Genomic DNA, 16,178 nt, shown 5'->3' with positions numbered 1-16,178 from the left:
TCTTCATAAAGAAAGGATGGATTGCCGGGTCAAGCCGGGCAATGACAAATGGATAAAAAAGGAAGGAAATCATCCCCATGGCGTATGAGACGATCAAGTACGAGGTCGCCGAGCAGATCCTGACCATCACGCTGAACCGGCCCGACAAGCTCAACGCCTTCAACGCCACAATGCAGCAGGAGCTGATCGACGCGTTCGACAAGGCCGACAAGGATGACGACGTCAGGGCCATCATCGTGACCGGTGCGGGCCGCGGCTTCTGCGCCGGCGCCGACCTGTCCTCCGGCGCCAACACCTTCGACCGCGATGCGCGGCGCGGCCCGGTCAAGCGCAATGCCGACGGCAGCGTCGACTACAGCGATCCGCAGGTGCGCGACGGCGGCGGCCAGGTCACGCTGCGCATTTTCAAATGCCTGAAGCCGGTCATCGCCGCGGTGAACGGCCCGGCGGTCGGCATCGGCGTCACCATGCAGCTTGCGATGGATATCCGCATCGCCTCCGAAGCCGCGCGCTTCGGCTTCGTGTTCTCCCAGCGCGGCATCGTGCCGGAAGCCGCCTCGAGCTGGTTCCTGCCGCGCATCGTCGGCATCTCGCAGGCGCTGGAATGGTGCTACAGTGGCCGCGTCTTCCCGGCGCAGGAAGCACTGGCCGGCCGGCTCGTCAGCAAGGTGGTGCCGCCGGACGATCTATTGCCGGCCGCGCGAGCGCTCGCCAAGGAGTTCGCGGCCAAGACCGCGCCGGTGTCGGTGGCGCTGATCCGCCAGATGATGTGGCGCATGATGGGCGCCGACGATCCGATGGAAGCGCACAAGGTCGACAGCCGCGGCATTTATGCCCGCGGCCGCTCCGAGGATGTCAAGGAAGGCGTGGTGTCGTTCCTGGAAAAGCGCCCGGCGCAGTTCAAGAACAAGGTATCGTCGGACATGCCGGACTATTTCCCGTGGTGGCAAGACCGCGACTATAAGTGAGCGAACGGCGTCCCGCGGCGTCCACACCTGACGGCGTCGTCCTGCTGCATGGCATCAGCAGGACGGCGCGCTCGTTTCGCAGGATGGAGCTGGCGCTCAGGGATGCCGGCTTTGCCACCCTCAATCTCGACTATGACAGCCGGCGCAAGCCGCTCGATGCGCTGGCCGAGGACATCCATCCCGCGCTCGATCGGTTCGCGCAGAGCCTCGACGGCTCCGTGCATTTCGTCTGCCATTCGATGGGCGGTCTCCTGGCTCGCGTCTATCTGGCACGACATCGCCCAACCCGGTTCGGTCGCGTCGTGATGCTCGGCACGCCGAATGCCGGCAGCGAGATTGCCGACCGCCTGAAAAACGTCGCGGCCTATCGTGCCTTCTTCGGCCCGGCCGGCCAGCAGCTCGTTACCCGCCGCGATGCCGCGACCAGCGCACTGCTGCCGGCGATCGATTATGCTGCCGGCATCATCGCCGGCAACCGCTCGATTTATCCGATCACCTCCATGGGCCTGCCGCGGCCGCACGACGGCCGGGTGTCGGTCGCCAACACAAGGCTCGACGGCATGGCCGATCACATCGTGATCCGCACCTCGCATCCCTGGCTGGTGCGCAATCGGGAGGCGATTGCGCAGACGATCGTGTTTCTGCGAGAAGGGAAGTTCGCCACGCCATAGCCGTCATTGCAATGACGAGCTACTGCTGCATCATCAATGCCACACGCCCGATGGCCTTGCGTTCGATCAGCAATCGCATCGCCTTCGCGTAGTCCTCCAGCGGCAGCCGGTGTGAGATATTCGGCCGCACCCGGCCCGCCTCGGCCCATTCGCTCAGCGCCTTGAACCTGGCCTCGCCGAGCGCGGGATCCTTCCGCACCGCCTCGCCGGCGCGGACGCCGAGCACGCTCGCACCCTTGATCATCAGGAGGTTGGTGCGGGCAAGGCCGATGCCGCCGGTGAAGCCGACGACGAGAATTCGCGCGCCCCAGTTGATGCAGCGCATCGAGTTCTCGAACACCTCGCCGCCGACGGGATCGAACACGACGTCGGCGCCGCGGCCGTCGGTGAGACGCTTGACCGCATCGCGGAACGGCTCGCGCGCGTAGAGCACGAGGTGATCGGCGCCGCGCGCCCTGGCGATCGCGAGCTTCTCCTCGCTAGAGGCCGCAGCGATCACGGTGGCACCGAGCAGCTTGCCGATCTCGACCGCGGCAAGTCCGACGCCGCCGGCCGCGCCATGCACCAGCAGCACCTCGCCCGGCTTGATCTGCCCGCGGTCGATCAGCGCGTGATGGGCCGTGCCGTGCGCGGCAAGGAAGGTCGCGCCTTCGGCATAGTCGAAGGTCGACGGCACCGGCACGAGCTGCGACGGTGTCGCAACCGTCTCATCGCAATAGGCGCCGAAGCGCATCTTGACGATCACCTTGTCGCCAATGGCGACGCCTGCCGCGTCATTGACCTCGACGACATCGCCGGCGGCTTCCGAGCCCGGCGTGAACGGCAGCGGCGGCTTGAGCTGGTACTCGCCGGCGGCCATCAGGATGTCGGGGAAATTGATGCCGGCGGCGCGGACCGCAACACGCACCTGCCCCGGCTGCAAAGGCGCCGAGGCAAAATTCTCGAGCTGAAGACGCTCGGGCGGTCCGAGCTCGCGGCAAACAACGGCTTTCGGCATCAGGCAGCCCGCGCCTTGAGACGTGCCAGCGCCTCGCGGATCAGCGGCAGGCGGTCGTTGCCGAAATACATGTCGGTCTTGTCGAGATAGATCGTGGGCGAGCCGAAGCCGCCGCGCGCCATCACCTCTTCGGTGTTGGCCTTGAGCTGATCCTTGATCGCCTGGTCGCCGATGCCGGCAAGGAACTGCGCCGGATCGATCCCGAGCTTGGTGCAGATTTCGGTCAGCACGGCATCCTGCGAGATGTCCCTGTCGTCACCCCAATAGGCCTCGAACACCGCGCGGGCGAACGGCACCATCTTCTCATTGCCGAGCCAGATGCAGCCGCGCATCGCCTTGACGCTGTTCACCGGGAACACGGTCGGCGGCATCTTGATCGCAAGGCCCGCCGAGCGCGCCCAGTCGGTAAGATCCTTCTTCATGTAGCGCGCCTTGAGCGGCACCGGCTTCTCGCGCTGCGCGTAGACCGACGGATTGACGGTGTTGAAGATGCCGCCCACCAGGATCGGCCGCCAGGTGATCGGAACGTCGAACTCCCTCGCGATCGGCTGGATGTTGTGCCAGGCGAGATAGGTCCACGGGCTGGAACAGTCGAAGAAGAATTCGATCATGGCATTTTCCCTCATTTTCGTTTCTCTTGATCCTCATCCTGAGGAGCGCGCATCACGCGCGTCTCGAAGGATGAGGCGCGTTTGTGGCCTCATGGTTCGAGACGGCTGCGCCTCCTCACCATGAGGGGTTAAAGCGTCATTTCCTCTCCACCAGCTCCTTCGCACGCTGGCCGAACATGTTCTTGCGCGATTCCTCGTCGAACGGCTCCTTGACGAATTTTCCGATCGCAAGGCCCGCCTGCACCTGCGGGCGAGCACGCACCGCCGCATACCAGCGCTTGATGTTCGGGTAATCGTCGAGGGTAAAGCCCTGCGCCTTGTGGGTCATGGTCCAGGGGAAGCAGGCGATGTCGGCGATCGAATAGTCGTCGCCGGCGACATAGGCGCCGGTCTTGCCGAGCTGGCGGTCGAGCACGCCGTAGAGCCGCGCCGTCTCGTCGCGGTAGCGCTCGATCGCATACGGGATTTTCTCTGCCGCATAGAGCGCGAAATGGCCGTGCTGGCCGAGCATCGGCCCGAGGCCGCCGATCTGCCACATCACCCATTGGATGACGTTCGACCGCGCACGCAGCTCCTGCGACAGGAAACGGCCGGCCTTGTCGGCAAGATAGATCAGGATCGCACCGGTCTCGAACACCGAGAACGGCCCGCCGCCGTCAGCGGGCTGATGGTCGACGATCGCGGGGATGCGGTTGTTCGGGCTTATCGCCAGGAATTCGGGCCGAAACTGCTCGCCGGCGCGAATGTTCACCGGGATCACCTTGTAGGGCAACCCCAGTTCCTCCAGCATGATCGAGATCTTCCAGCCGTTCGGCGTCGGCGCATAGTGCAGGTCGATCATCGGCGTCCTATTCCCGGTCACAAAGACTTTTGTTGTTCTGTACCTTCACCTTAGGACATGGCACACAGGCGCTCAATCAGAACCCAGCGGGAGGCACCCATGCTGTTTCCAACCACAATCGCAGGCTCGCTGCCGAAACCGGAATGGCTCGCCGAGCCGAACATGCTGTGGGCGCCCTGGAAATCGGAAGGTGCCGAACTCGCCCGCGCCAAGCGCGACGCCACGGTGCTTGCGGTCAAGCTGCAGGAGGACGCCGGCGTCGACATCGTCACCGAGGGCGAGCAGGCGCGCCAGCATTTCGTGCACGGCTTTCTGGAGCGGATCGAGGGCATCGATTTCGCCCACAAGGTCGAGATGGGCATCCGCAAGGACCGCTATAAAGCAATGGTCCCGCAGGTGGTCGCGCCGTTGCAGCTCAAGGGTCGCGTCCATGAAAGCGAGGCGCGTGCGGCGCGCGCCCACACCAAGAACAGGCTGAAATTCACCCTGCCCGGCCCCATGACGATCATCGATACCATCGCCGACAAATATTACGGCGACCGCGTGAAGATGGCGTTCGCCTTCGCGGAGCTGTTGAACCAGGAAGCCAGGGCATTGCAGGCCGACGGCGTCGACGTGATCCAGTTCGACGAGCCTGCCTTCAACGTCTACATGGACGAAGTCCGCGACTGGGGCATCAAGGCGCTGGAGCGCGCCGCCGAAGGCCTGACCTGCGCCACCGCCGTACACATCTGTTACGGCTACGGCATCAAGGCCAACACCGACTGGAAGCAGACGCTCGGCGGCGAGTGGCGGCAATATGAGGAAACCTTCCCGGTGATCGACAAGAGCACGATCCAGCAGGTCGCGATCGAATGCCGCAACTCGAAGGTGCCGATCGAGCTGCTCGCCGCGCTCCCCGGCAAGATCGTGCAGGCCGGCGTGATCGACGTCGCCAGCGACGAGGTCGAAACCGCTGACGACGTCCTCGAGGTGATCGAGGCGGTCGCGAAATACGTGCCGAAGGGCAACATCATCGCGACCACCAATTGCGGCATGGCGCCGATGCGGCGGGACATCGCCGAAGCCAAGCTGATCGCGCTCGGCGCCGGCGCAATACTGGCACGGCAGCGGCTGGCGTGAGGACTACGCCGACAGATCAACCCAGAACGGCCATCGCGCTCGGATGCAACACCGGCCGGTAGCCGACCTGGAACGCGCGGACGGTCGATGGTGGCGTCAGCAGCATGGCCGGCTCCGGTACGTCGGCCCGGCTGTAACCGGCGAACGACCAGCGCAACGTGGCGCCGTCGGCGACAAGGTAGCTCTCCCCGCCAGCCTGCACCATCGCGCCGTCGGGCAGCTTGTTGACGGGCACAGGCAACGGATGCAGCCGCTTCTTGCCGCGGTCGAGCCGCTCGGCATGCAGCACCGCATCCATCGCCTTGGCGCTGAGATCGTGCGCGCCGTTACCTCTCTCCCAGGCGGCACGAAACCGCTTGGCGTCGTCGCGGCGGCAGTAGAAGCAGGGCCGGTGTCCGGCCGCGAATGCGGTGGCCTCATCGAGGAAGAACAGCTCGGTCCAGCTCTGCCGGCTCATCACCTTGCGCCGCCGTCCCCTGAACTCGCAGACGCAGGTGAGCCAGGCCGGGCTCGACCAGCGCTTGTTCAAAAGCGTCCGCGTCGCGGGATCGTGGATGATGCCGCGATTGCCGGTGAATGTGCCGCGATGTTCTGACGCGACGATGTCGCCTGTCGGGGTGACGCGGTTTTGCAGGGGCATACTTCTTACTTCCCCCTCGCCCCGCGCTTGCGGGGAGAGGGTCGGGGTGAGGGGCCACTTCCACAAAGATAGTGAGAGATAAATACGCGGCGAATCCCCCTCACCCGATCGATTCGCGATCGACCTCTCTCCGTAAGCGGGGCGAGGTGGAGTTCTAGGCCGCGCCGTCGCGGATCGGCGGCTGAAACGACAGCGCGGTGTCCCAGGGAAAATAGATCCATGTATCCTGCGACACCTCGGTGATGTAGGTGTCGACCAGCGGCCGTCCCTTGGGCTTGGCGTAGACGGTTGCGAAATGCGCGTCGGGAAGCAGCTCGCGCACCAGCTTGCCGGTCTTGCCGGTATCGACGAGGTCGTCGACGATCAGAAGCCCCTTGCCGGTGCCGCCGCCGAGCTTGGCGGTCTGCTCGGAGATGCCCTTGAGCACCTTCAGATCGCCCTGCTTGTCATGGTCGTAGCTTGCGACGCAGACGGTATCGATCACCCGCAAGCCGAGTTCGCGCGCGACGATCGCCGCCGGCACCAGCCCGCCACGGGTGATCGCGATCACCGCATGGAACGGGCCGACCTCGTTCAGCCGCCAGGTCAGCGCCCGGCAGTCCCGGTGGAATTGATCCCACGAGACTGGAAACGGCCTGCCGGCCCGCTCCTGTGCACTCGGTTCAGAATTTCGCTCGACCATATCGCTTCAACCCACCGGCTTCTTCTGCGCAGCCTGTACCTGCTTCAGCATCTCCTTCACCGCGGCCATCGCCGCTGCGAGCTTCTCCGGATCGCGCGAGCGCACCACCAGATTGGTGTTCGGCCTCTGGTACTCATCCTGGAACGGATAGCTGCCGATGATGGTCTCGGGATAGGCTTCGGCGATCGCCCGCAGCGGGCCGCCGATATCGCCTTCCCTTGCGTCGGCGCGGACCGAATCCGACAGCATCCGCACACCGGATTTCAAGGTCGGCGCCACGATATCCATCATCGCCTGCATGATGGTGGGGATGCCGGCCATCACGATGACGTTGCCGAGCTTGAAGCCCGGCGCCAGGATGGTCGCGCTCTGGATCAACTCGGCGCCGTCGGGCACCCGCGCCATCCGCAGCCGCGCCTCGTTGAGGTCCTGCTCGCTCCAGCGCTCCCTGAAGCGCGCCACCACGTCGGGGTGATGGTGGATATCGACACCGAACGCCTTCGCCACGCTGTCGGCGGTGATGTCGTCATGGGTCGGCCCGATGCCGCCGGTGGTGAACACGTAGGTGTACCTATGCCGCAGCGCATCAAGGGCGGAGACGATGTCGGCCTCGTCGTCGGCTACGACGCGGACCTCCTTCAGGTCGATGCCGATATTGGTCAGGTATTCGGCGATGAAGCCGATGTTCTTGTCCTTGGTCCGGCCGGACAGGATCTCGTCGCCGATCACCAATATCCCCGCCGTGACGATCTCACTCATGGTCTCATTTCCTTAAACTTGATCCCCTGACATTGCCGTTCCAATGCCTTGATGTCACGAGGTTTTGCCGCCGAATTAAGCAGACCTCAGCCGGTTTTTCGGGCAGGCCTTCCGCCTTCCCCTTAGCAAATGCCACAAGCCAATGCATATCGCGCTGGCCCGCCCCTTGCTACCATCCCATCAAGTCATGCACTGTGTCACATGGCTTGGGAGGGCAGTCGGGATATATGGCAGTCGCGTTCGATGAGATGAACGGCCTCGGCGAGGATCTCCGCCCGGCCTACCAGGAGCTCTCCCGCTGGCTCAAAGAGACGCCGCCGGATGCGCTCGAATATCGACGCCAGGAAGCGGAGCTGCTGTTCCGCCGGATCGGCATCACGTTTGCGGTCTATGGCGATACTGAAGCCCAGGAGCGGCTGATCCCCTTTGACGTCATTCCGCGCATCATGTCCGCGACCGAGTGGACGCTGCTGGAGAAGGGCCTCAAGCAGCGCGTGCTCGCGCTCAACATGTTCCTCAAGGACATCTATCACGGCCGCGATATCCTGCGCGCCAACATCATCCCCGAAGACCTGATCTTCCAGAACCCGGTGTTCCGGCCGGAGATGAACGGCCAGGACGTGCCGCACGACATCTACGTGCATATCGCCGGCATCGACATCATCCGCACCGATCCGGACAACTTCATCGTGCTGGAAGACAATGCACGCACGCCGTCCGGCGTCTCCTACATGCTGGAAAACCGCGAGATCATGATGCGGCTGTTTCCGGACCTGTTTTCGCGTCACCGCGTCGCGCCGGTGGAACGTTATCCGGACGAGCTGTTGTCGGCGCTGCGGTCGGTAGCGCCGCTCAGCGCCGCCGCCGAGCCGACGGTCGCGCTGATGACGCCCGGCGTCTACAACTCGGCCTATTACGAGCACTCCTTCCTGGCCGACAAGCTCGGCATCGAGCTGGTCGAGGGGCGCGACCTCATCGTCAAGAACGACGAGGTGTTCATGCGCACCACCGAGGGTCTGAAGCGGGTCGACGTGATCTACCGTCGTGTCGATGACGATTTCCTCGACCCTCTCACCTTCCGGCCGGATTCTGCGCTCGGTGTCCCCGGCCTGATGTCGGCCTACGCGGCCGGCAACATCACGCTCGCCAACGCGGTCGGCACCGGCATCGCCGACGACAAGGCGATCTATTCCTACATGCCCGACATCGTAAAATTCTATCTCAGCGAGGAGCCGATCCTGAAGAACGTGCAGACCTGGCGCTGCCGCGAGCCGCAGGACCTGTCCTACGTGCTCGACAACCTCGCCGACCTCGTCGTCAAGGAGGTGCACGGCTCGGGCGGCTACGGCATGCTGATCGGTCCTGCCGCCACCAAGGCAACGATCGAGGCGTTTCGCGACAAGCTCAAGCGCGAGCCGGAGGGGTTCATCGCCCAGCCGACGCTGGCGCTGTCGACCTGCCCGACCTGCACCGACAAGGGCCTGGCGCCGCGCCATGTCGACCTCCGCCCCTTCGTGCTGACCGGCAGCAGCCACACCACCATCGTGCCCGGCGGACTGACCCGCGTCGCGCTGAAGGAAGGCTCGCTCGTGGTCAATTCGAGCCAGGGCGGCGGCACCAAGGACACCTGGATACTGAGCGAGTAGTTGAAAGCATGCTGTCGCGCACCGCCGAAAACCTGTTCTGGCTGGCCCGTTATGTCGAACGCGCCGAGTACCTCGCGCGCACGATCGACGCCACGCTCCGCGTCACCGCGCTGCCCGCGGCCTATGTCGGCAAGACCAACGAGTGGGACTCCGCGCTGCTCACCGCCGGCGTTGGCGCGGCCTTCTACGACCATTACGAAGAAGCTAATGAGCGAAACGTCGTCGAGTATCTGTCGTTCTCGTCGGAGAATCCGTCCTCGATCAAGAACTGCATCGAGGCCGCGCGGCTCAATTCGCGCTCGGTGCGCACCGCGCTGACGTCGGAGATGTGGGACACCATCAACTCAGCGTGGATCGAGCTGCAGGCGGTCTGGAACAAGGGTCCCGCCAACCGCGAGGAGCTGGCGAAATTCCTGCGCTTCGTGCAGGAGACTTCACTGCGCTTCGACGGTTCGGCCTACCGGACCATGCTGCGCAACGACGCCTACTGGTTCTCGCGGCTTGGCGTGCATCTCGAGCGCGCCGACAACACCGCCCGCATTCTCGACGTCAAGTACCACATGCTGCTCCCCGAGGAAGAGCATGTCGGCGGCCCGCTGGATTACTATCAGTGGACCTCGATCCTGCGCTCGGTGTCGGCGACGACCGCCTATCACTGGGTCTACCGGGAAACCCTGAAACCCTGGCTGATCGCCGACCTGCTGATCCTCAACGACACGCTACCGCGCTCGCTCGCCAGCTGCTACAGCAATCTCGTGCGCAATCTGGACCAGATCGGCGTCGCCTATGGCCGCCAGGGAGCCTCGCAACGCCACGCCCGCGGCATCAGGAACCGGCTCGAGCACAGCCATATGGACGATATCTTCCAGCACGGCGTGCATGAATTCATCCAGGAATTCCTTGCGGACAATTCGCGGCTGGGTGAGATCGTCACCAAACAGTACCTGATTTGATCGATACAGCCGGAAAACGCTCAATTTGTCGTCATGGCCGGGCTTGACCCGGCCATCCACGTCTTGCTTTGAAGGCCTATAAGGAAGAAAGACGTGGATGCCCGGGACGTCTGGCGCGAAGACGTGCTTCGCGCTTTTGCCCGGGCATGACGATCCAACCCCGGTTGAGCCATGCGCCTGCGGATAGCCCACACCACCACCTATCGCTACGAGCCGGCGGCCTCGGGCGTGATCCAGATTCTGCGGATGACGCCGGGTAGCCATGACAGCCAGTACGTCGCCGATTGGCAGATCGACGTCTCGACCGATTCCCGGCTCGACACCCATGAGGATGCCTTCGGCAACGTCACCAATGTGCTGACGCACGGCTCGATAACGGACCTCACGATCCATTGCGAGGGTCTGGTCGAGACCCAAGACACCGGCGGCGTGCTGCGCGGCAGCGACGAGCGGTTTCCACCGAGCCTGTTCCTGCGTGCGACGCCGCTGACCGACCTCACCCCGGCGATGACGAGTTTCGTGCGCGAGCTGCGAGCGGAAGCCGGCGCCGACGTGCTCGGCTTTCTGCACGCGGTCATGGTGCAGATCTATGAGCATATGACCTTTGACGAGGACCCGACCAACAGTGCTACCTCGGCCTCCGAGGCGTTCGCGTTGAAGCGCGGCGTCTGTCAGGACTACGCGCACATCCTGATTGCCTGCGCGCGCGCCGGCGGCGTTCCGGCTCGGTTCGTCTCCGGCCACTTCCTGCGCTCCGACGGCATGGTCAACCAACAGGCCGGCCACGCCTGGGCCGAGGCTTTCGTGCCTGACCTCGGCTGGGTCGGCTTCGACGCCGCCAACGGCATCTGCACCACCGACGCCCACGCCCGCGTCGCGATCGGCCTCGATTATCTCGGCGCCGCCCCGGTCCGCGGCACCCGCTATGGCGGCGGCAACGAGACGCTGACGGTCGCCGTCAAGGTCGACCAGGCCGGACGCCCCGGGCAGTGGCAGAGCCAGACGCAATCGTAGGCGGACCTCGTCTTAACATCGTCATTCTCGGGGCGCCTGCTGGCGCGAGCGCGGAATCTGCAAGCCGCTCCGGCGGGTCGCAAGGCTGTCTTGCGCGGGCTTCTGGAGAGCATGATCATGGACCGGCGTCTTTTCCTTGCGACTGTGCTGTTCGGCCTGGCGCGCATCCCGCGTGCCGACGCGCTGGAGCGCTGGGAGAATTTGCCCGCGACGCCGGCGCCGATCGCAGGGCGCAGCGCCCGTGCCGAGGTCAATGGGATCAGCCTGTTCCACGTCGAGACCGGTGACGGAAGCCCGGTGGTCTTCCTGCATGGCGGGCTTTCCAATTCCGATTACTTCGGGCTGCAGGTCCCGGAGGTGGCGCGCCGGCATCGCGTGATTTGCGTCGACAGCCGCGGCCATGGCCGCAGCACCCGCAATGCGCAGCCGTTCGGATACGATCTGATGACGGACGATGTCGTGGCGTTGCTCGATCACCTGAAGATTCCGCGTGCGGCGATCGTCGGCTGGAGCGACGGCGCGATCATTGGACTGGACATGGCGATGCGCCATCCCGATCGGATCAGCCGTGTGTTCGCGTTCGGCGCCAACACCCAGACGTCAGGGCTCAAGCCCGACGTCGACAAGAACCCGACCTTCGCGCAGTTCATCGCGCGGGCGAAGACCGAGTACGAGCGCCTCTCGCCGACGCCGGGCGAATATGACCAATTCCTGCAGCAGATCGAGAAGATGTGGGATAGCCAGCCGAACTGGACCGATGAGCAGTTGCGCACGATCCGCGCGCCCGTGCTGATCGCGGACGGCCAATACGACGAAGGTATCGAGCGCGAGCATACCGAATACATGGCCGCGACCATTCCGGGTGCCGGCCTGCTCATCCTTCCCAATGCCAGCCACTTCGCGTTCCTGCAGGATCCCGCGCTATTCAACGCCGCGCTGCTGGACTTTCTCGACTCCTGATCGCGGACACGGCGCCGGCCGGGCCCTGCTACGATCGTTATTGTCTTCAAACTGACGCAATGAGACAAACCATGGCAACTGTAAAACTGCTGTCCGACAATGAACTCTCAGCCGACGCACGCGCTGTCTTCGACGACATCCGCAAGACCAGGAACTCGGACTTCATCAATAATTTCTGGCGCGCGCTCGCGCATGATCCGAAGACCCTGCGGCGAACCTGGGAGAGCATCAAGGAGGTGATGGCACCCGGCGCGCTCGACCCGAAGGTCAAGGAGATGCTCTACGTCGCGGTCTCGGTGGCCCATGGCTGCAGCTACTGCATTCACTCGCACACCGCGAGTGCCCGCGCCAAGGGCATGACCGAAGCCGAATATCAGGAAATGCTGGCGATCGTCGGCATGGCCGCCGAGACCAATCGGCTGGTCACCGCGCTCGGCGTGCCGGTGGACGAGGCGTTCCTCGTCGATGCACCGGCGCGACGAAGCCAGGAGCCGTGAGAGACTCCTGCCGCGCTCTATTGAAGTCATGCGATCGCTCTAACCGCCCTATCGAGCGCCGCTTGTCCAGCCAGACATCCACGAAGCGTAGATCGTTATGCCCGGAGTGGCAGGAATTATCGTTCAACCAAGTTTCGGTCGGGATATCGACGCCGATAGCTGTCTCGCGAAGGAGTGATGTCACGAAATGCGCTCAAGGTCGGATTTGAGGACAACCAGGAAACGGGCCGCTTCGCCACCCGTCACCACCCGATGGTCGAAGGTGAGCGACAGCGGCAGCGTGCGTCTGACTGCGGCCTGCCCCTGATGCGCGACCACGCGCGCCGAAATCCGCCCGGCGCCGACGATCGCGGTCTGCGGCGGCACGATGATGAGATTGGCGAAGCGGCCTCCAATCATTCCGAAGTTCGACAACGTGATCGTGGCACCGCGCAGCTCTTCCGGGGGTATCGCGCGCGCGATAGCGTCGGCGCGCAGGCGGTCGAGCCCAGCCCGCAGGTCCGATTCGCTCCGCTCCGCGACGTTGCGCAGCACGGGAACGATCAGGCCGCCGCCGGTATCGACCGCGATGCCGAGATCGATGCGCTCGATCAGACGCCGCTCTCCCGAGCCGGAATGATACCAGGCATTGAGCGCCGGCTCTGCCTTGCATGCGGCGGCGATCGCATGCACCAAACGGATTGTCACGTCCTCGCCCGGTCGCCAGTCGTTGATGTCGGCTTCATCGGTGACCGTCGCAGGGACGATTTCCGCGTGCGCCGCCGTCATGCGTTGGGCCATTGCGCGGCGCAGGCCGCGCAGCGGCTCGGCGGGGCCGCCGTGAGACATCCGCTTCGCCGCCCGCTCGACATCGGCCCGCGTGATGGTACCGCCGGGCCCCGTCGCCTCGACGAGATCGAGCGCGACGTCAAGCTTGCGCGCGAGGGCGCGTACCGCCGGAAATACCTGAGCTGCCTCCCCGCTCGGCGGCTTCGAAGGAGCTGCCGGCGCCGGCCGTTGCTCGCCGGTGCCGAGTTCGCCCACAATCGTGCCGGTGTCCTCCCCGGCGCCCTCGGCAAACTCCACGAGCGGGGCGCCGACCTTCACGATATCGCCCTGGGCACCGAACAGCCGCGCGATGCGTCCGTTCGACGGCGCCGGTATCTCGACCACTGCCTTGTCGGTCTCGACCGAAACGAGCGGCTGGTCGGTCACGACGTGGTCGCCCTCGTTGACGTACCAGGTGACGATCTCCGCTTCTTCAAGACCTTCACCAAGGTCCGGCAACATGAACTGGCGCATGGGACAAGGTCCGTTGGTGTTCAGTTGTATTGGCACGCCTTTCGGGCTGCGGTCGCGATGCGTCCGACCGACGGCATGTAGTGTTGCTCAAGGCGCGCCATCGGGACGACCGTGTCGTAGCCGGTAACGCGGGTCACGGGCGCGAGCAGCGAGGATAGTCCGCGCTCGGCGATCAGGGCGGCGATCTCCGCGCCAAATCCGCCGGTGTGCGCCGCCTCGTGCACGATGACACAGCGTCCCGTCTTTGCGACCGAACCGAGCACGGTGTTTTCATCGTAGGGCTTGAGCGTGGCGAGGTCGACGACCTCGGCGGCGATGCCCTCATCGGCAAGCGTGTCTGCTGCAGCCATCGTTTCCTTCAACATCGCGCCCCAGCTGATCAGCGTGATGTCGCGACCTTCCCTCAGGACAAAGGCGTGATCGAGCGGCAAGGCTTCGCCGTTGTCCTCCACCTCGCCTTTCGCCGCGCGGTACAGCCGCGTCGGCTCCAGGAACACCACCGGATCGGGATCGCGGATCGCGGCGAGGAGAAGTCCATAGGCGCGTTCCGGAGACGAAGGCATGACGACACGCAGGCCCGGAATGTGGGCCAGCATCGCCTCGGTGCTTTCGGAATGATGCTCGGGCGCGCGAATGCCGGCGCCATGCGGCGTGCGCAGAACCATCGGACAGGTGAGCCGTCCCTGGGTACGGTTGCGCATCCGTGATGCGTGGTTCACCAGTTGATCGAGACAGGGATAGATGAATCCCATGAACTGGATTTCGCCGACGGGCTTCAGTCCCTGCGCGGCCATCCCGACACAGAGCCCGCTGATCAGGAGTTCGGCAAGCGGCGTATCAAGCACGCGCTCCGGACCGAAGCGCTCCTGCAAGCCGATGGTCGCGCGGAAGACGCCGCCATTGACGCCGATATCCTCGCCGAGCACGACCACATCGGGATCATCAGCCATGGCGCGGCCGAGCGCCAGATTGATGGCTTCGACCAACGTCAGTTCAGGCATCGTCCTCTCCCGCGAGTTCGCGACGCTGCGCGGCATAGGCCTCGGGCAGATCGGCATAGAGGTTGTCGAACATGGTTTCTGGCCGGCGCGGCGGCGTCGTCAGATAGCGCTGCACCGCCGCCTCGATGCGCTCATGGCACTCGGCGGCAAGCTGCTCCTCGTCCGCCTTCGTCCACATCTTTTGACCCACAAGATAGGACCTGAGCCGCGCAATCGGCTCTTCCTTCCAATGCGCCTGGACTTCCTCGGCCGGACGATAGCGCAGTGCATCATCTGACGTCGTGTGATCGCCGAGCCGGTAGGTGACTGCTTCGATCAAGCGAGGGCCCTTGCCGTCGCGGGCAGCGGCAATAGCCTCCTCGGCCGCGGCGCGCATCGCCACCACGTCGCACCCATCCACTTGCTCGCCGCTGAACCCGGCAGCGATCGCCTTCTGGGCCAGCGTTTCGGAAGCAGTCTGCAGCCGCAGCGGCACCGATATGGCCCATTGATTGTTGGTGGCGACGAACACGAGCGGCAATTTGTGAACGCCGGCAAAATTCATGGCCTCGTAGACATCGCCTTTCGAGGTGGCGCCGTCGCCGAACAGGCAAACGGCCACGCGCGGCTGCTTGCGCAGCTTCAAGGCATAGGCCACGCCGGCGGCATGCGGCGCCTGTGATCCGACGGGAACGCAGAACGGAAAATCGTGGACCGGACCGGAGAACTGATTGCCACGTTCATCGCCGCCCCAGAACAGCAGGATCTCCTCGGGCTTGACGCCGCGCCAAAGCAACGCGCCATTGTCGCGATAGGAAGGCAGCAGAACGTCATCTTGCCGCATCGCACTCGCGATGCCGACCGACACGGCCTCCTGGCCGAGCGAAATGGCATAGGTTCCCAGCCGGCCGGTGCGCTGCAACGCAACAGCCTTACGGTCGAACAGGCGCAAGAGCACCATCGACCGGTAAAGTTCGATTAGCAGCTTGGCATCGGCGGCGAAGGCGGGAAGCGGCCGGCTGATCGCGCCGTCCGGTGCGAGGTAGTTGCGGCGGCGCACCTCAAAGCGCGCAATGACGGGGAGCTCTTCGTTTGCTCTTTTGCTGGCCACGCTCACTCTCCCGGAGCGGTTCTGCCTCCCACGTTCAGCTATTTGGTGTTCGAGCCGCGACGATGCAATACCGGCGCAACTTTGCTCCTGGCGCGCGCGCCGCGGGGATCGATCGATGAGATTCCGTGGAAACGGCGCCGCGATCGCGCTATATGAGACCATGGCAAATGGTCAGGTTGTCCTCGTAACAACTGAGCCGTTGGACGGCGGCCCGCCTGTTCGCTCGGTCTTCTTCGTGGCTGAAGGAGACGCGGCAAAGGCGACGGCAATTATTGCGGAAATGATGGCCCCGAATGAAAGGGTTGAAGCGTGGGGGCCGCTTCCAGAAGCGGCTGTCAAGGCGCTCGGATTGAAACCGGGTGACTACACCCATTCTTGACTTGCAGCAGATGACTTGCGGAGCGTGCGATCTCGACGCAGCGTTCTCGCTTGTGCGAATTTCGCG

18 protein-coding genes are annotated in these 16,178 nt (G+C 64.4%); 9 read left to right on the top strand and 9 right to left on the bottom strand.

Annotated features, from left to right (window positions below; all coding sequences use genetic code 11):
• The first annotated feature begins 77 nt into the window (after positions 1 to 77).
• Both ABIB78_RS20470 and ABIB78_RS20465 read left to right on the top strand, forming a co-directional pair.
• Positions 78 to 968 (top strand): crotonase/enoyl-CoA hydratase family protein, encoded by an 891-nt coding sequence (locus tag ABIB78_RS20470; protein ID WP_429027851.1) that lies wholly within the window; start codon positions 78 to 80, stop codon positions 966 to 968.
• Positions 965 to 1,639 (top strand): esterase/lipase family protein, encoded by a 675-nt coding sequence (locus tag ABIB78_RS20465; protein ID WP_429027848.1) that lies wholly within the window; start codon positions 965 to 967, stop codon positions 1,637 to 1,639. Before ABIB78_RS20470 ends, ABIB78_RS20465 begins: the two co-directional genes overlap by 4 nt.
• A 19-nt stretch (positions 1,640 to 1,658) precedes the next feature.
• Here ABIB78_RS20465 and ABIB78_RS20460 read toward each other — a convergent pair whose 3' ends face one another.
• The 3 genes from ABIB78_RS20460 to ABIB78_RS20450 form a co-directional block, all read right to left on the bottom strand.
• A complete protein-coding gene (locus tag ABIB78_RS20460) occupies positions 1,659 to 2,636 on the bottom strand; it encodes an NADPH:quinone oxidoreductase family protein (protein ID WP_429027846.1) in 978 nt (325 codons plus the stop codon).
• A complete protein-coding gene (locus ABIB78_RS20455) occupies positions 2,636 to 3,247 on the bottom strand; it encodes a 2-hydroxychromene-2-carboxylate isomerase (protein WP_429027843.1) in 612 nt (203 codons plus the stop codon). The genes ABIB78_RS20460 and ABIB78_RS20455 overlap by 1 nt, the downstream gene beginning before the upstream one ends.
• 136 nt (positions 3,248 to 3,383) lie before the next feature.
• Positions 3,384 to 4,088 (bottom strand): glutathione binding-like protein, encoded by a 705-nt coding sequence (locus tag ABIB78_RS20450; protein ID WP_429027841.1) that lies wholly within the window; start codon positions 4,086 to 4,088, stop codon positions 3,384 to 3,386.
• Between the two features lie 99 nt (positions 4,089 to 4,187).
• Here ABIB78_RS20450 and ABIB78_RS20445 point away from each other — a divergent pair, with 99 nt between their 5' ends.
• Entirely contained in the window at positions 4,188 to 5,210 is a 1,023-nt protein-coding gene (locus ABIB78_RS20445; RefSeq protein ID WP_429027839.1) for a methionine synthase, read from the top strand.
• A 16-nt stretch (positions 5,211 to 5,226) separates the two neighbouring features.
• On the opposite strand, the gene ABIB78_RS20440 is transcribed toward ABIB78_RS20445, so the two are convergent.
• From ABIB78_RS20440 to ABIB78_RS20430, 3 genes are all read right to left on the bottom strand, one after another.
• Positions 5,227 to 5,850, bottom strand: coding sequence for a hypothetical protein (locus ABIB78_RS20440; RefSeq protein ID WP_429027837.1), 624 nt, complete (start codon positions 5,848 to 5,850; stop codon positions 5,227 to 5,229).
• A gap of 154 nt (positions 5,851 to 6,004) precedes the next feature.
• On the bottom strand, positions 6,005 to 6,532 hold the full coding sequence (gene gpt / locus ABIB78_RS20435; RefSeq protein ID WP_429027835.1) for a xanthine phosphoribosyltransferase: 528 nt from the start codon (positions 6,530 to 6,532) through the stop codon (positions 6,005 to 6,007).
• Between the two features lie 6 nt (positions 6,533 to 6,538).
• Positions 6,539 to 7,291, bottom strand: a complete 753-nt coding sequence (locus ABIB78_RS20430; RefSeq protein WP_429027832.1) for a competence/damage-inducible protein A — start codon at positions 7,289 to 7,291, stop codon at positions 6,539 to 6,541.
• A gap of 227 nt (positions 7,292 to 7,518) precedes the next feature.
• Between ABIB78_RS20430 and ABIB78_RS20425 the strand changes: the two genes are divergently transcribed.
• From ABIB78_RS20425 to ABIB78_RS20405, 5 genes are all read left to right on the top strand, one after another.
• A complete protein-coding gene (locus ABIB78_RS20425) occupies positions 7,519 to 8,937 on the top strand; it encodes a circularly permuted type 2 ATP-grasp protein (RefSeq protein ID WP_429027829.1) in 1,419 nt (472 codons plus the stop codon).
• 8 nt (positions 8,938 to 8,945) lie between these two features.
• The gene (locus ABIB78_RS20420; protein WP_429027827.1) at positions 8,946 to 9,890 is read left to right on the top strand and encodes an alpha-E domain-containing protein; all 945 of its coding nucleotides are present in this window, start codon (positions 8,946 to 8,948) and stop codon (positions 9,888 to 9,890) included.
• Between the two features lie 171 nt (positions 9,891 to 10,061).
• Positions 10,062 to 10,904: a transglutaminase family protein gene (locus ABIB78_RS20415; protein ID WP_429027825.1), complete on the top strand. Its 843-nt coding sequence runs from the start codon at positions 10,062 to 10,064 to the stop codon at positions 10,902 to 10,904.
• 117 nt (positions 10,905 to 11,021) lie between these two features.
• Positions 11,022 to 11,864 carry an alpha/beta fold hydrolase gene (locus tag ABIB78_RS20410; RefSeq protein WP_429027823.1) on the top strand — a complete coding sequence of 281 codons (843 nt, stop codon included), beginning with the start codon at positions 11,022 to 11,024 and terminating at the stop codon, positions 11,862 to 11,864.
• Positions 11,865 to 11,935: 71 nt separating this feature from the next.
• Entirely contained in the window at positions 11,936 to 12,361 is a 426-nt protein-coding gene (locus ABIB78_RS20405) for a carboxymuconolactone decarboxylase family protein (protein WP_429027821.1), read from the top strand.
• 180 nt (positions 12,362 to 12,541) lie between these two features.
• Here the strand turns inward: ABIB78_RS20405 and ABIB78_RS20400 are convergent, their stop codons facing one another.
• Genes ABIB78_RS20400 through pdhA form a run of 3 tightly spaced genes read right to left on the bottom strand, consistent with a single transcriptional unit; the run spans position 12,542 to position 15,733 of the window.
• Complete coding sequence (locus ABIB78_RS20400; RefSeq protein WP_429027818.1) at positions 12,542 to 13,642, bottom strand: dihydrolipoamide acetyltransferase family protein; 1,101 nt, start codon at positions 13,640 to 13,642, stop codon at positions 12,542 to 12,544.
• A gap of 20 nt (positions 13,643 to 13,662) precedes the next feature.
• Positions 13,663 to 14,643 (bottom strand): alpha-ketoacid dehydrogenase subunit beta, encoded by a 981-nt coding sequence (locus ABIB78_RS20395; protein ID WP_429027815.1) that lies wholly within the window; start codon positions 14,641 to 14,643, stop codon positions 13,663 to 13,665.
• Positions 14,636 to 15,733 (bottom strand): pyruvate dehydrogenase (acetyl-transferring) E1 component subunit alpha, encoded by a 1,098-nt coding sequence (gene pdhA, locus ABIB78_RS20390; protein ID WP_429027814.1) that lies wholly within the window; start codon positions 15,731 to 15,733, stop codon positions 14,636 to 14,638. Before pdhA ends, ABIB78_RS20395 begins: the two co-directional genes overlap by 8 nt.
• A gap of 115 nt (positions 15,734 to 15,848) precedes the next feature.
• Between pdhA and ABIB78_RS20385 the strand changes: the two genes are divergently transcribed.
• Positions 15,849 to 16,112: a hypothetical protein gene (locus ABIB78_RS20385; protein ID WP_429027811.1), complete on the top strand. Its 264-nt coding sequence runs from the start codon at positions 15,849 to 15,851 to the stop codon at positions 16,110 to 16,112.
• The last annotated feature ends 66 nt before the right edge of the window (positions 16,113 to 16,178 follow it).

It is taken from the genome of Bradyrhizobium sp. I1.14.4 (genome assembly GCF_050435825.1).
Lineage (GTDB): Bacteria > Pseudomonadota > Alphaproteobacteria > Rhizobiales > Xanthobacteraceae > Bradyrhizobium.
This window is presented reverse-complemented; position numbering and strand designations above follow the sequence as displayed.